Below are 15,584 nucleotides of genomic sequence, written 5' to 3' on the forward strand. Positions count from 1 at the left end.
CTCCCGATTAGAATGTACGTGGTGCTGGTGGAATTGGATCAACAGTTAACGGCTTGAAGCGCACTGGCTTATATTCCAAACGGTTATCTGATGAATACCATAAAGTATGTTTCATCCACTCATCATCACGGCGACCGTATGAATAAGTTGGGTGATCAGCTGGTAATTCATAATCAACTACCGTATGCGCACCACGACATTCTTTACGCGCAGCAGCTGAAATTAATGTAGCTTTTGCAACTTCATATAAGTTTTCAACTTCAAGCGCTTCAACACGTGCAGTGTTAAATACTTTAGATTTATCTTTCAAGTGGATGTTACGCACGCGTGGTTCAAGAGCAAGAATCTCTTTAACACCCTTATCAAGCAATGCTTGAGTACGGAATACACCTGCGTGGTCTTGAACGATATCACGAATTGCATCAGCAACTTCTTGAGCATTTTCGCCAGAAGTTGATTCATCCAATTTACGTACACGAGCTAAAGTTTGCTCTAATACATTTGTTGGAAGCGGCGCATATTCATCACCATGATGCTTAGTTACGTAATCGATAATGTGCTCACCAGCAGCCTTACCAAATACAACCAAGTCAAGAAGTGAGTTAGTACCTAAACGGTTCGCACCATGTACTGATACGCATGAACACTCACCGATTGCATAGAAACCTTTTACAGGTTTAGTGTAGTTGTCTGTACCAGGCTCTGGTAAGCACACTTGACCATGCATATTCGTAGGAATACCACCCATTTGATAATGGATTGTTGGTACTACTGGAATTGGTTCTTTAGTGATGTCCACGTTTGCGAATTTTTTACCAATCTCAAATACAGATGGTAAACGCTTCATAATTGTGTCAGCACCCAAGTGAGTCATATCAAGCAAGATATAATCACCTTTTGGACCACAACCACGACCTTCTTTAATCTCTTGGTCCATAGAACGTGATACGAAGTCACGCGGAGCCAAGTCTTTTAAAGTTGGTGCATAACGTTCCATGAAAGGTTCGCCGTCTTTGTTACGAAGGATCGCACCTTCACCACGACAACCTTCAGTCAACAATACGCCTGCGCCCGCAACACCTGTAGGGTGGAATTGCCAGAATTCCATATCTTGTAATGGAATACCAGCACGAGCAGCCATACCAAGACCGTCACCAGTGTTGATATAAGCATTTGTTGATGCACGGTAAACACGACCAGCACCACCAGTTGCAAATAATGTTGCTTTTGCTTGGAATACTGCAATGTTACCAGTTTCTTGGTCAATTGCAGTTACACCGAGTACATCACCCGCTTCGTTACGGATCAAATCAAGAGCGATCCACTCAACGAAGAATTGAGTACCCATTTTCACGTTGCTTTGATAAAGCGTGTGCAATAAAGCGTGACCAGTACGGTCGGCAGCAGCACAAGCACGTGGAACTGGCTTATCACCATAGTTTGCAGAGTGACCACCGAACGGACGTTGGTAAATTGTACCATCAGCGTTACGGTCGAACGGCATACCTAAGTGTTCAAGTTCATAAACAACTTTTGGCGCCTCACGACACATAAATTCGATTGCGTCTTGGTCACCTAACCAGTCAGAACCTTTTACTGTATCGTAAAAGTGGAAATGCCAGTTATCTTCTTGCATGTTACCTAACGACGCACCAATACCGCCCTGAGCAGCAACTGTATGTGAACGTGTTGGGAAAACTTTAGTAAGTACTGCAACTTTCAAACCTGCTTGAGCAAGTTGGTAAGATGCACGCATACCAGAACCACCACCACCAACGATAACAGCATCGAAAGTGAGGTTTTGAATATTTGAATAATCTTCTTTAGGGTTTATCGCGCCCATGATATCTTCCTATCAATTCGCCCAGAAAATCTGGATACCCCAGATTGCGTACACAAACACTGCAATAATGACAGCCGTAGTCAGTACAAGGCGTAAACCTTTCGCTGAAGGACCCATTTGACGAGTAGTGACATAGTCAGTAAAAACCTGCCACATACCAATCCATGCGTGTGCGATAAGCGACAAAATTGCCAATAAAGAGAAAATCTTCATTGGTAATGTCATCATGAAGCCAGCCCATTGTTGATAGTCAAATCCGCCTTTGCAGAGGATCCAACCAAAAAGAACAACAGTATAAGCTGCCAATACCACAGCACTTACACGCTGGATAAACCAATCACGAGAACCTGAACCTGTTAAACCTGTAGCACTTTTCATTAGAACATAATCCATACAAAGGCTGCGATAATGGCTACCACAGATAAGATCAATGAAATTGTCGCTGCAATACGACCGCTTTGCAGTTCTTCAGCAAAACCTAGATCTGCAAGCAAATGCTTAACCCCAGCAATGAAGTGGAAAATCAAGCCGGCTACAAATACCCACACAACAAAACGTACGAGGATATTTCCAAAAACGACATTTTTAACGTAGTCAAATCCTTCTGGTGAAGATAATGATTTATCTAGAATCCATAAGAGAACTGGTACTAATAAGAAAACGATGACACCTGATAAACGGTGTAAAATTGATGCAATAGCCACGGGTGAGCGTAAATTTACCGCTAACACCTGACCCATGGACAAATTGACAGGTCTGTTGCTTTTCACAGCGGGCATCCTGTAGGTAGAAACTCCGACCGGAGTTTGTTGAATTAATTCCAAGGAAAGCTGGCATTGTTAGGCAAGCACAGCTCATGCCTAACCTATAAACGACACTGAATTATAAAACGCGAAATATCAAAATACAAACAATCGACTTTGGCTTTTCCGCAAAAACTCATCAAATAAGAATCATTCACATAGCCAAACAGCATCCTTTCCTATCCCGAAGTTAAGATTAAACAAAACATGTGCTTGTTTAATCTCATCTTTTATAAAAAATTGCTTTTCTACAGTTTTATTTAAAATAAGTGCATTTTAGACTAAAGATAAAGTTAATAAATCATCAACTCAAGACAAAAATATAAATAAAACTGCTTCTTACCTGCTAATTTTATTCAGTTTTATCTATAAAGAGGGATTATCCGTATTTATATCAAAAGAAATAAAGTGCTACTTGACTGTTAACAATGATCACTATTTTTACAAAAAATGAGTTTTAATTTTTTCTAGACTGTTCAATGAGCTATTTTTTAAACAATTAAACTTAAAAAAAAGACAACTTTTGGAATTATCAAATAGTGATAATGTGGCGATTTTTGAATCACAATTTAAAATTACAGCCTGAGTTTTATGATTTTTTTAATCGGATTGGCATTTTATAACGTTACCCTATTCTTAATTTTTATTTAAAAATTTGCTTACAATTGTACTCACGCTTCATTTTTTTTCTGCACGTTCTTCTTGAATTGACTTATGATACCATCCCGATGCAGTGATTTTACTGACTTTTTTTGCTCGGGTCTTGATGACTAACTCTCTGTGGGAACGTCATTTTTTATCCATAAGTATAATTGACAAAATTTCAGTACTCACTAATCTTATAGCAAATTTTGACACCGTCTGATTCGCACATGAGAAAATTAGGATTTCGAGTCAGATAATCATTCACCAGGACAGGAGATCTATTGAATGTCTGAAGCAACTGGCAAAAAAGCCGTATTACATCTTGATGGCAAAGAAATTGAATTACCAATTTACAGTGGCACATTAGGTCCCGATGTAATCGACGTTAAAGATGTATTGGCCTCAGGTCACTTTACTTTTGATCCTGGTTTTATGGCGACAGCTTCATGCGAGTCTAAAATCACATTTATCGATGGTGACAAAGGTATTTTATTACACCGCGGTTACCCGATTGACCAGTTAGCGACTCAAGCAGACTACCTTGAAACTTGTTATTTATTATTAAATGGCGAGTTACCAACTGCTGAACAAAAAGTTGAGTTCGATGCGAAAGTTCGTGCTCATACTATGGTTCATGATCAAGTTAGCCGTTTCTTCAATGGTTTCCGTCGTGATGCTCACCCTATGGCAATCATGGTTGGTGTAGTAGGCGCATTATCTGCTTTCTATCACAACAACCTTGACATTGAAGACATCAACCACCGCGAAATTACTGCGATTCGTTTGATTGCTAAAATTCCAACGCTTGCTGCTTGGAGCTACAAATATACTGTAGGTCAGCCATTCATCTATCCACGTAATGACTTAAATTACGCGGAAAACTTCTTACACATGATGTTTGCAACTCCTGCAGACCGTGACTATAAAGTAAACCCTGTTCTTGCACGTGCAATGGATCGTATCTTTACGCTTCATGCTGACCACGAACAAAACGCGTCTACTTCTACAGTTCGTCTTGCTGGTTCTACTGGTGCGAATCCATATGCATGTATCTCTGCTGGTATCTCTGCTCTTTGGGGTCCTGCACACGGTGGCGCGAACGAAGCAGTTCTTAAAATGCTTGATGAAATCGGTAGCGTTGAAAATGTTGCTGAGTTCATGGAAAAAGTTAAACGCAAAGAAGTTAAACTTATGGGCTTCGGTCACCGCGTTTACAAAAACTTCGATCCACGTGCTAAAGTGATGAAGCAAACTTGTGACGAAGTTCTTGAAGCATTAGGTATCAATGATCCTCAATTAGCGCTTGCTATGGAACTTGAACGTATTGCATTGAACGACCCGTACTTTGTTGAACGTAAACTTTACCCTAACGTAGACTTCTACTCTGGTATCATCCTTAAAGCGATTGGTATCCCAACAGAAATGTTTACTGTTATCTTCGCTCTTGCACGTACAGTTGGCTGGATCAGTCACTGGTTAGAAATGCACAGCGGTCCTTACAAAATTGGTCGTCCTCGTCAGCTTTACACTGGTGAAATGCAACGTGACATCAAGCGTTAATATTCGAAAGAACATTAATGTAAAAAAGCTGCCTAATGGCAGCTTTTTTTTATAAATAAGTTTTTAAAAGTTATTCTTCTTCAAACATATTTAACAAGTGATGACTAATACCATCAGCTCTTAGCCAAGCCAACTCATAACTTGCTTTAGCCAAAGCTAAAATACGTCTTTCAAACTCAGTCCATACTTCTTTAACTTGTGCTTCTGAAATCCCCAAACCACTCTCATGAGCTAAATGCTTATTCTTTTCACATATTTTTAAGGCATGGTAGAGTTTACGCCCTTTACTCGCCCCTTCCATTAACCTGACACGTTTACCTAATATAAATCCTTCTACATGCTGTAGATTCGCCTGCGGCAACATAGGTACTAAAATCTGGTCTAATTGATCATCTAAACGCTTCCAGACAGCTAAACGCTGCTCTGCCGTATAGGTATTCCATTGAATCACTTCATGGTTAAAGCGGCGACAACCACGACACACCTGATCACCAAAAACTGTTGAACAACGCCCTGCACATGGGGTGAGAGAGAGCATTCGATGATCACTACTCAAAACAGACTCCTTAAATAAACCATATACTTTTTATGGTTTTCTCGCTTATTACGAATTTTCGCGCTAAAATATGCGCCTTAAATTTCTATCTTAATACATTTGGAGTTTTCCATGAACGCTACTGTAGAACAGCTTGCACCTGTAGAACAGCAAGCGACCGCGGGTTGGGTTGTTGCAGCACTATATCAATTTAAAGAAGTTCAAGATCCAGCTGATCTTCAACAACGTCTTTTAGACTTAGTGAAAACAATTAACCTTTGCGGAACTCTGATTGTAGCAGGTGAAGGAATTAATGGTACCGTTGCTGGGGACCGTGAAGCAATTGATACGATTCATCAATTTCTGTTAAACGAAGGTTTTAACGCTATGGAATATAAAGAATCCCATAGTTCTGACAAACCTTTCCGTAAAATGAAAATCAAGCTTAAAAAAGAAATCGTGACTTTAGGCGTTGAAGTAAAACCTCGTGATTTAGTGGGTCACTATCTTGATCCTAAAGAATGGAATGAGCTTATTGCACGTGATGATGTGATTCTAATCGACACACGTAATGACTATGAATATAAAGCCGGAACTTTCAAGGGGGCGATTGACCCAAAAACAGAAACTTTCCGCGAATTTCCTGAATATGTAAAAAAAGAGTTAGAACAACATAAAGATAAGAAAATCGCGATGTTCTGTACGGGTGGTATTCGCTGCGAAAAATCAACTTCTTTACTTCTTCAAGAAGGCTTTAAAGAGGTTTACCACCTTAAAGGCGGTATTCTTAAATATTTAGAAGAAACTCCTCCTGATGAAAGCCTTTGGGAAGGTGAATGTTTCGTATTTGATGGACGTACTGCTGTAACTCATGGTGTTGAAGAAGGTGCAAATATTAAATGTCATGCTTGTGGCTGGCCTTTAACTCCTGAAGAGTCTGCGCTACCAAGCTATGAACATGGTGTTTCTTGCTTGTACTGTATTGATAAAACCACTGAAAAACAAAAAGCTGGTTTCCGTATGCGCCAATCACAAATTGCTGCCGCTAAACGTAAACGTTTATAATTAAAAGAGGGCATCATTTGATGCCCTCTTTTTTCTATTTTATTTATAAAGCTCCATAAGCTTTTTAAACTCTGGGCTAGCACAATTCATTGAAGACACTATTGGAGATTTTCCAACAACAGCCCTCAATTTCCCATCACTAGAAAAGCTTAATCCAATCTGACTATAGGTATTTATATCTGTGTAAGGTCCTGTATTAATTATAAGATCTATAATTTCTAATTCACCTTCATCAAAAGTGAAGTCCATGCCATCCTCTTGTTCTTTATCCAATAATGCCGATATTGTTTGATTCCCTTTAGTGAAACTTACTTTATTCCCTTGTTTGACCAAAATACATTTTTCATCAGAATCAGTAGCAACTAAATTACTTTCCGAAAAATCATTAATAACCTTATCAGAGCATTTATTATATTGTTCGGTATTTTCTGTTTTCGGAAGTACTTGGCAAGCATCTTTATTAAAGCCAAAAACTTTTGCTACACTATTATTTAAAAACTCTATTTTCTCAGGTACTTGAGATAAATTCCCATCTTTAATTAACATTAACAGTGAATCATAATCTTTAACATTTCTATTATTCTGAATAGCTTCCAACAACTCTTGAATAGCTTGATGAATAGGGTTATTTGCTTTCATCTCAGCAGTAAATAGATCCATATCATTATTAATACCGTACCCCTTTTTAATAAGTTCAGCGACCAAAGCAGAATTTGCCGAATTTAGCTTTTCTGTAGTCATACTTCCAGATTGATACCACGTTACAGGAACCTGATTACTTGCATAAGCAATAACCATATCTGTAAGCGGGTTAATATTTACCCTTCCCTCATGGTCGATATAACTATGATAAGTTTGCCCCTCAGCTTTTGCCTCTAAACGACAAGGAAATTTACCGGTGTCTATTTCCCCTTGCCATTGCCCTTGTGCATTAACAATTACTTTATTTTTAAAACCAAGCCCATCTTTACAAATTGCTGTTACATTTGCACCATTTAAAGTAGAAGTTGAAAATGCAGTACCAGAGATTAGTTTATAAGTAATTTGATTTTGGGTAGATTGTGCAATTTTTTCTTCACTGACACTGTTGCTATTTTCATCACCGCAGGCTACAAGTAATATTACTGAGAGTACGCTAGTAATTTTAAAAATTATATTCATATTAAATCACGTTGTTAACATATTAAAGATTTTCATGACGCCAATAAAATATTCATGGCGAGATAAATTAATTTTTTGATTAAGAGAGTAATATCAAAAAATTTTGTTGGTAATTATATAGAAATAAAATTAATGTAAAAATATTATATTTAATTATGTATCAAAATACTAAAAACATAAAAAACGCCCTAGAAAGGACGTTATTTATTAATTTTTCTAATAAATTAATTTGGAGTATGGTACATCAAATATAACTCATTCAAATTATCTGGGATTTCTTCTGCCAGTTCATCCATTAACTGTCCATTGCGACGGAAAGATTCCATCTGTGGATCTTCTTCATCAATTCCGCTAAAAACCATGATCGGTAAAGTCAAATCAACCAATTGTTCTTCATACTCAGGGGCAAACCAAGCCTCTTCGTTTAAGAACATTGCATCAACAAACCCTACACTCCAATCGCCTAGGCTTGATTCAACGTCAGCTTCTTCAACTTCAAATGGAAATTCAATCCCATTTTCATTTGCTAAATCTTGACGAATCGACTCTAGCCAAACCTTGATTTGTTGAATAATTTCAGCCGGAACCTTTTTCTGGTTACCTTCGAACAATTCATCTAACCAACGGTCAAACTGAGGGCCTACTGCAATTGCACACAAAAATCCATGAGTTGCAGCAAAGTCTAGACCATACTCATTGTGGTCTCCATCTAGATATTCACTTAATTGGTCTAAATCTAATGCACTCATTGTGTGTTACCTGACTTTAAAAAGAAATTGACGATAGCATAGCACTTAAGCTGACGATGCCCTATTTAGTTTTGATTAGTCTTCGTCATCAAGATCATCATCGTCTAAATCATAATCGAAATCTTTTAACTCACGCTCTAAACGGCGCTGTGCCAATAGATCATCAATTAATCTACGTTTTTCCAACGATTCTTTTGCACTGATTTTGCCTGATGACTCATCAAAACCGACATCATCATCATCGCCGTAGTTATCATCTAGTTCAAAATCTGTAGAAGACACTAAAACTACCTCATAATGAAAAAATGTGAATGGGTCTAGCCGCTATTTATCTGTCTTACTTTTCCTTGTCAAGTTTTATTTATATTTTTTTCATTTAATTGCTCATTTGTACTTTTTTTCACCCAAAAAATTGTGTATTTATAAAACAGAACAGTCTTTTGATAATCGAAGATTTCTACAAATTTTTCTATGATTTAACCTTGAAAAAAATGATTTTAGCCCAATATTCAAAAAATAGTCGTGAATTCAAAGATATTTTTTATTTAACGGTCACCGATCAAAGCCCAAACATTTCAAGCAAATTGTGCTATCATGCACGGTTTTTCACTGCCACAGATTCAACAAAGAGTAAGCAAAGATGAGCGATATGCATTCCCCTACTTCTCAAGTAGCGGCTCTGATTAGCCGAGGCAAAGAACAAGGTTACTTAACTTACGCTGAGGTTAACGATCATCTGCCGGACTCGATTACTGAAAGCGAACAGATTGAAGACATCATCCAGATGCTTCAAGACGTTGGTATTCCTGTACACGAGCGTGCACCTGAATCTGACGATACCATGTTCGGCGAATCAGCTGATGCAACTGATGAAGTTGCTGAAGAAGAAGCTGCTGCCGTACTTGCATCTGTTGAAAATGAGCCTGGACGTACGACAGACCCTGTACGTATGTACATGCGTGAAATGGGTACAGTAGAACTGTTAACCCGTGAAGGTGAAATCAGCATTGCTAAACGTATTGAAGAAGGCATTCGTGATGTCTTGAACTCAATCGCTTACTGGCCAAATGCTGTTGAAGTTGTATTAAAAGAATATAATGATTTTTTAACTGGCGAACGCCGTCTTGCCGATATCTTATCTGGTTATTTAGACCCTGAAACTGACGAAGATATTCCGGAAGTTTTAGAAGATGTTGAAGAGCTTGAGGAAGAAGACGAATCATCTACAAAGTCAACGAAAGAAGTTAAGCTTGATGATGACGATGAAGAAGAAGAGTCTGAAGGTGATGATGATTCTGAAGGTGATTCAGGTCCAGATCCTGAAGTTGCAAAAGTTCGTTTTGCTGAATTAGAAGCTGCATGGGCTCAAACTAAAGCTGTCATTGAAAAACATGGCCGTAATAGCCCTGAAGCAAATGAAGCTCTTGAGTCTTTAGCAACTGTATTTATGATGTTTAAATTTACTCCACGTTTATTTGACATCATTTCAGAAATGATTCGCGGAACTCATGAACAAATTCGTGCCAATGAACGTGAAATTATGCGTTATGCAGTACGTCGTGGCCGTATGGACCGTAACCAGTTCCGTACATCTTTCCCGAAACAGGAATCTAATCCTGCTTGGTTAGATGAACAAATTGCTAAAGCTCCAGCTGAAATCAAGGCTCACTTGGAAAAAGTTCGTCCTGATGTTTTAGCCTTCCAGCAAAAAATTGCAGATATCGAAAAAGAGCTTGGCCTAAACGTTAGTGAAATTAAAGATATTTCTAAACGTATGGCAATTGGTGAAGCCAAAGCTCGTCGTGCGAAAAAAGAAATGGTAGAGGCCAACCTTCGTTTGGTAATTTCGATTGCGAAAAAATATACCAACCGTGGTTTACAGTTCCTTGACTTGATTCAAGAAGGGAACATTGGTTTGATGAAAGCCGTAGACAAGTTTGAATATCGTCGTGGTTATAAATTCTCGACTTATGCGACTTGGTGGATTCGTCAGGCAATTACCCGTTCTATTGCCGATCAGGCCCGTACAATTCGTATTCCTGTACACATGATTGAAACGATTAACAAAATTAACCGTGTATCGCGTCAATTATTACAGGAAATGGGCCGTGAACCTACTCCTGAAGAGTTAGGCGAACGCTTAGAAATGGATGAGGTTAAAGTTCGTAAGGTTCTTAAAATTGCGAAAGAGCCAATTTCAATGGAAACTCCAATCGGTGATGATGAAGATTCGCATCTTGGGGATTTTATTGAGGACCAGAACATCACTTCTCCAATTGATGCTGCGACTTCAGAAGGCTTAAAAGAAGCAACTCGTGAAGTTTTAGAAAACTTAACTGAACGTGAAGCAAAAGTATTGAAGATGCGTTTTGGTATTGATATGCCAACCGATCATACTTTAGAAGAAGTAGGTAAGCAGTTTGATGTAACACGTGAGCGTATTCGTCAGATTGAAGCGAAAGCATTGCGTAAATTACGTCACCCTTCTCGTTCTGAACACTTGCGTTCTTTCCTAGAGAATGACTAATTTTTGAAATCTTGAAATTTCGAGACTAGTCCCCATTTAATAGAAAGAGCTATAAACGCCTGCGATGATGCAGGCGTTTCACATGATGAGGTTACTTATGTTAGACCGCACTCCATCTCGCGAACTCCGTGAAGACCTTTGGGTATTTCCAATGGACTATCCAATTAAACTCATTGGCGATGCGGGTGAAGAATTACGTATAGCTGTCGTTGATATTCTAGTGAAACATTTTCCTGACTTTGACCAAACAACGTTAAAAGTACAAGAATCACGTACAGGCAAATACCATTCATTAACCGCGCAATTACGCTTTGATGAATTGGAACAAGTGCATGCTTTGTATGCAGACTTGGCTGCTTGTCCGCAAATAAGAACTGCGCTTTAATTTTAAAATGCCATGACAAATTTAATGTCATGGCATTTTTATTTATACCAATCTTTATAGAAATAATTACAAATATTTAGAACCGCTTAGGCAAAATACTTTAAACTCATCAAAAGCATACTCTCATAATTTAAAAGTTGAGAGACTTCCCTTCTGTTAAGTACCATGCACAGGAAAATGTTTAATGAGCCTTGATAAACCCACTTTGATTATTCGTCAGTGGAACGATTTACAAGATTATCAAAGCAAATTCGAATCGATGAAGAACCTGACCAATCAACGTGATGAAAATACAGCAGACGAGCTGTGGTTACTCCAGCATCATGAAGTACTAACTCAAGGTCAGGCTGGAAAACCAGAACATATTCTGATTCCATCAAACATTCCTGTGGTACAAACTGACCGTGGTGGACAAGTGACATGGCATGGTCCTGGTCAACTCGTCGCTTACTTTATGTTTGACCTTAATCGACTGAAATGGAATGTACGCACATTGGTCAGTTTTGCTGAACAATTTATGATAGATGTTTTAAAGAAATATAACATTGAAGCATATGCAAAGCCTGATGCACCAGGCGTTTATGTGGATGGCAGAAAGATTGGTTCATTAGGCTTCAAAATTCGCCGTGGACGTAGTTATCACGGTTTAGCCCTAAACTTGGACTGTGCTCTAACTGGTTTTCAAACCATCAACCCATGTGGTTATGCAGGGCTAGAAATGGTCCGCATACAAGATTTAGTGACTCCATATCCATCATTTGAACAACTTTGTCAGGACTTTATTGAGTATATTAAAGCGACTGGGTACTTTAATGACCCAGAAGTCAAAATTGAATAAATGATTTTGAGATGGAATAAAAATATATTAGAGTAATTACTCTAAATTTGCTTTTGCATAATTTTAAGAAGGGATAGCAAGTGATTTCGACAAAAGCTGTAAAGCCCACTCTGCAACTTGCCTACGTTAAGCTCATGATGGACGTTGTTGGTCGAGGCTTAGTCATGGCGAGTCAAGTAGATAGTGAAATACAAGAGGAAGTGTCTAAATTTCCTGTTCACTTTGTACTTTCAATGAATGTCTTCCCAAATGGACCAGCATTTTTTGCACGAGTGACAGAAGATAAACAATTAGAACTGCTAAAAAGAGCGGAAAAAAAGCCTGACTTAACCATTACGTTTAAGCATGTAACTCATGCTTTTTTGGTTTTCTCTTTTCAGGAAAGTACTGCTCAAGCCTTTGCAAATGACCGCATGATTGCTGATGGCGATGTATCCGCAGCAATTCGTTTAGTCCGCTGCCTCAATAAAATGGAGTCTCTCATTTTACCGAAATTGGTGGCTTCACTCGCTGTTAAAGAATACCCAACTGAACTTACCCTAAAAGAAAAATTCAACCAAGCTGCAAATATTTATTTAAAAGTAGCTAAGTCTTACTTCAAGCGGAGCGCATAACATGGCTAAACCATATTACGAATTCTTTTGTCCTGTAAAAGTCATTGCCGGTAATGCTGCTTTAGAACATATTCCGTTTGAACTTGCGACTTTAGGTGCAAAACGCCCTCTTATCATTACCGATAAAGGTGTTCGTGCAAATGGCTTGTTAAACCCTATTGAAGCTGCTTTTAGCACAACTGATGCAGTCATTGGTCATGTTTTTGATGATGTTCCACCAGACTCAAGCCTTGAAGTTGTTCGACTTGCCGCGGAAGCTTATCGCACAAATAAATGTGATGCGATTATTGCTGTGGGTGGTGGTTCTGTTATCGATACCTCTAAAGCAACTAACATTTTAGTATCAGAAGGTGGAGATGATCTTCTTCAATATTCTGGTGCACACAACCTACCAAAACCATTAAAACCATTTTTCGTCATCCCGACTACATCAGGTACGGGCTCTGAAGTGACCATGGTTGCTGTTGTGTCTGATACACAAAAGAATGTTAAATTGGCATTTGCTTCATATTACTTAATGCCACATGCTGCGATTTTAGATCCACGCATGACATTAACGTTACCACCTCACTTAACTGCAATGACGGGCATGGATGCATTAACACATTGTGTTGAAGCATACACCTGTATGGCAGCTAACCCGCTTAGCGATGCCTATGCAAGTGCAGGTATTAAAAAAATTAGCGAAAATCTATTTAATGTCTTAGAAAATCCAAATGACTCACAAGGTCGTTTAGAACTTGCACAAGCTTCTACAATGGCAGGTATCGCATTCTCTAACTCGATGGTAGGCCTTGTACACTCATTAGGACATGCATTAGGTGCAGTTGCTCACCTGCCCCACGGGCTGTGCATGAACTTATTCTTACCTTATGTGCTTGAGTACAATAAACAAGTCAATGGTCAGAAAATTGGCGAGTTGCTATTACCACTTGCAGGTGCGGATATTTATGCCCAGACTCCTGCTACTCAGCGTGCAGACAGAGCAATCGCAACTATTTTAGCAATGCGTGATCGTTTATTTAGCTTAACCAAATTACCACGTACCTTACGTGAAACAGGTAAAGTTACTGAAGCACAGCTTGATGAAGTGGCAGAAAAAGCACTAAATGATGGCTCAATTATTTATAATCCTAAAGAAGCAAGCTTAAAAGATCTACGAGAGATCTTACAAAAAGCTTGGTAAGTTAAGATTTAGATATCTAAAGCAAAAAGCTAAAGGTCTGATTTTTATGACAAATCAGACCTTTTTTATATCTATGAATTTTTATTCATCATTTTCTTTGGAAATATGGCAAAAAATTTGCTAAAAAATCCACGAAAGTACTGACAATTTGCATCAATTTAGGATAGATTGGCGCACTTTATCTTTTATGTAGGGGGGATCGTTCGTCTCAAACGATCCTTAACACCAAGCTGATCCTTGATCAACGATTATGAGGATAACGCCGTTGACAAACTTATCTGGGACTAAACCAACAGCTAAACTTCAAAAGAATCTTGTGCTTTGGCACATCATTATTATTGGTTTAGCTTATATTCAGCCATTAACTTTATTTGATACTTTTGGTTTAGTATCAGAACGAAGTGGTGGACATGTACCTACTTCTTATATCTTTGCCTTAGTTGCAATTTTATTGACGTCGATCAGTTATGGACACATGATCAAACGCTATCCTTCTTCAGGATCAGCATATACCTACGCCCAAAAGTCAATTCACCCTAATGTTGGTTTTATGGTGGGTTGGTCATCTTGGCTAGACTATCTACTTTCACCACTCGTCAATATCATTTTGGCCGATATTTATTTAAGAGCTTTGTTTCCAGAAGTAAATAATTGGCTATGGGTTATTGGTCTAACTGCATTAATGACTGTAATTAACTTATTTGGCGCACGCTTTGTCGCGCGTTTTAACAGTACAATTGTGGTTATTCAACTTGGTGTTATTTTTTACTTTGTTTATCAAGTATATATTCTCCTTACCCAAGGCGTATATGCTGATGGTACGCTTAATCCCGATAAAGCCGAATTATGGTCATTAACTCCTTTTTGGAATGATATGACTTCTATTAGTGCTTTGATTGGTGGTGCAACAGTACTGTGCTTTTCTTTTACAGGTTTTGATGCTTTATCTTCACTTGCAGAAGAAACTAAAGATGCTGAAAAAACGCTTCCAAAAGCGATTTTCTCAACAGCATTGCTTGCAGGTATTATTTTTATCGTAAGCACTTACTTTATCCAGTTGTATTTCCCTAGCAACCCAAACATCTATTTTAAACCGTTAGATGAATCACAACCTGTTATGGTTGCAGCAATTGGCAGCATTGCATTTAAAACATTAGTTTTATATTTTGCTGTAGTTGCAGTAATGGCATCCGGTATTTCAGCACATGCTGGTGTATCTCGCTTAATGTATGTAATGGGCCGTGATGGGGTTATCAATAAAAAGCTGTTTGGTCATATTAGCCCAAGATTGCATACTCCGACTTACAATATTCTTATTGTTGGTGTAGTTGCATTATCTGCTGGCTTTTTAGACCTTGAACATATTGTTAACTTAATTAGTTTCGGGGCCTTAACTGCTTTTAGTTTTGTAAACTTCTCGGTGATTTCGCGCTACGCGCTGAGAGATGGTAAAAACAAATCTATCAAAGATATTATTAATTACATTATTGTACCAACGCTTGGCTTTGCTAGTGTGTTCTTAATGTGGTTAGAAATTGACAAGCTTGCTTTGCAAATTGGCTTAGCTTGGGCAGTGTTTGGGGTAGGTTATCTTGCCTATAAAACCAAAGGCTTTAAATATAATGCTCCTCAACATAATGAGCATGAATAATAAAAAAGGCGCTTAAAAGCGC

General features: G+C 38.3%; 15 protein-coding genes. 8 read left to right on the forward strand and 7 right to left on the reverse strand.

Translation table 11 applies throughout. The features are described 5' to 3' along the window. Positions 1–7 precede the first annotated feature (7 nt). The 3 genes from sdhA to sdhC are packed head-to-tail and all read right to left on the reverse strand — an operon-like array spanning position 8 to position 2,622. Entirely contained in the window at positions 8–1,843 is a 1,836-nt protein-coding gene (sdhA, locus tag NQ782_RS17480) for a succinate dehydrogenase flavoprotein subunit (protein WP_000500957.1), read from the reverse strand. Between the two features lie 12 nt (positions 1,844–1,855). Next, complete coding sequence (gene sdhD / locus NQ782_RS17485) at positions 1,856–2,221, reverse strand: succinate dehydrogenase, hydrophobic membrane anchor protein (RefSeq protein ID WP_000833672.1); 366 nt, start codon at positions 2,219–2,221, stop codon at positions 1,856–1,858. Then, complete coding sequence (gene sdhC / locus NQ782_RS17490) at positions 2,221–2,622, reverse strand: succinate dehydrogenase, cytochrome b556 subunit (protein WP_001984863.1); 402 nt, start codon at positions 2,620–2,622, stop codon at positions 2,221–2,223. Before sdhC ends, sdhD begins: the two co-directional genes overlap by 1 nt. A 954-nt stretch (positions 2,623–3,576) precedes the next feature. Between sdhC and gltA the strand changes: the two genes are divergently transcribed. Further along, complete coding sequence (gene gltA / locus NQ782_RS17495) at positions 3,577–4,851, forward strand: citrate synthase (protein ID WP_057093412.1); 1,275 nt, start codon at positions 3,577–3,579, stop codon at positions 4,849–4,851. Between the two features lie 70 nt (positions 4,852–4,921). Here gltA and NQ782_RS17500 read toward each other — a convergent pair whose 3' ends face one another. Beyond that, positions 4,922–5,407, reverse strand: a complete 486-nt coding sequence (locus tag NQ782_RS17500) for a DUF1289 domain-containing protein (protein WP_001981983.1) — start codon at positions 5,405–5,407, stop codon at positions 4,922–4,924. Between the two features lie 111 nt (positions 5,408–5,518). On the opposite strand from NQ782_RS17500, the gene NQ782_RS17505 reads away from it, so the two are divergent. After that, positions 5,519–6,451: a rhodanese-related sulfurtransferase gene (locus tag NQ782_RS17505; protein ID WP_000994655.1), complete on the forward strand. Its 933-nt coding sequence runs from the start codon at positions 5,519–5,521 to the stop codon at positions 6,449–6,451. Between the two features lie 39 nt (positions 6,452–6,490). On the opposite strand, the gene NQ782_RS17510 is transcribed toward NQ782_RS17505, so the two are convergent. The 3 genes from NQ782_RS17510 to NQ782_RS17520 form a co-directional block, all read right to left on the reverse strand. Beyond that, positions 6,491–7,612 (reverse strand): hypothetical protein, encoded by a 1,122-nt coding sequence (locus NQ782_RS17510; protein ID WP_057093414.1) that lies wholly within the window; start codon positions 7,610–7,612, stop codon positions 6,491–6,493. Between the two features lie 224 nt (positions 7,613–7,836). Continuing rightward, the gene (locus NQ782_RS17515) at positions 7,837–8,361 is read right to left on the reverse strand and encodes a YecA family protein (RefSeq protein ID WP_001274941.1); all 525 of its coding nucleotides are present in this window, start codon (positions 8,359–8,361) and stop codon (positions 7,837–7,839) included. A gap of 75 nt (positions 8,362–8,436) precedes the next feature. After that, the gene (locus NQ782_RS17520) at positions 8,437–8,643 is read right to left on the reverse strand and encodes a PA3496 family putative envelope integrity protein (protein WP_000099358.1); all 207 of its coding nucleotides are present in this window, start codon (positions 8,641–8,643) and stop codon (positions 8,437–8,439) included. A gap of 358 nt (positions 8,644–9,001) precedes the next feature. Between NQ782_RS17520 and rpoD the strand changes: the two genes are divergently transcribed. The 6 genes from rpoD to NQ782_RS17550 all read left to right on the forward strand — a co-directional run bounded on the left by rpoD (position 9,002) and on the right by NQ782_RS17550 (position 15,562). Continuing rightward, on the forward strand, positions 9,002–10,888 hold the full coding sequence (rpoD, locus tag NQ782_RS17525; RefSeq protein ID WP_001281941.1) for an RNA polymerase sigma factor RpoD: 1,887 nt from the start codon (positions 9,002–9,004) through the stop codon (positions 10,886–10,888). Positions 10,889–10,985: 97 nt separating this feature from the next. Continuing rightward, positions 10,986–11,273 (forward strand): YbeD family protein, encoded by a 288-nt coding sequence (locus NQ782_RS17530; RefSeq protein ID WP_000887099.1) that lies wholly within the window; start codon positions 10,986–10,988, stop codon positions 11,271–11,273. Between the two features lie 184 nt (positions 11,274–11,457). After that, positions 11,458–12,111: a lipoyl(octanoyl) transferase LipB gene (gene lipB / locus NQ782_RS17535; RefSeq protein WP_000050858.1), complete on the forward strand. Its 654-nt coding sequence runs from the start codon at positions 11,458–11,460 to the stop codon at positions 12,109–12,111. Between the two features lie 80 nt (positions 12,112–12,191). Further along, complete coding sequence (locus NQ782_RS17540; protein ID WP_000626048.1) at positions 12,192–12,725, forward strand: hypothetical protein; 534 nt, start codon at positions 12,192–12,194, stop codon at positions 12,723–12,725. Between the two features lies 1 nt (position 12,726). Beyond that, entirely contained in the window at positions 12,727–13,911 is a 1,185-nt protein-coding gene (locus NQ782_RS17545) for an iron-containing alcohol dehydrogenase (protein WP_001118410.1), read from the forward strand. A gap of 265 nt (positions 13,912–14,176) precedes the next feature. Continuing rightward, the gene (locus tag NQ782_RS17550) at positions 14,177–15,562 is read left to right on the forward strand and encodes an APC family permease (protein WP_000183443.1); all 1,386 of its coding nucleotides are present in this window, start codon (positions 14,177–14,179) and stop codon (positions 15,560–15,562) included. Positions 15,563–15,584 lie beyond the last annotated feature (22 nt).

This window comes from Acinetobacter sp. BD54 (assembly GCF_044778325.1).
Lineage (GTDB): Bacteria > Pseudomonadota > Gammaproteobacteria > Pseudomonadales > Moraxellaceae > Acinetobacter > Acinetobacter baumannii.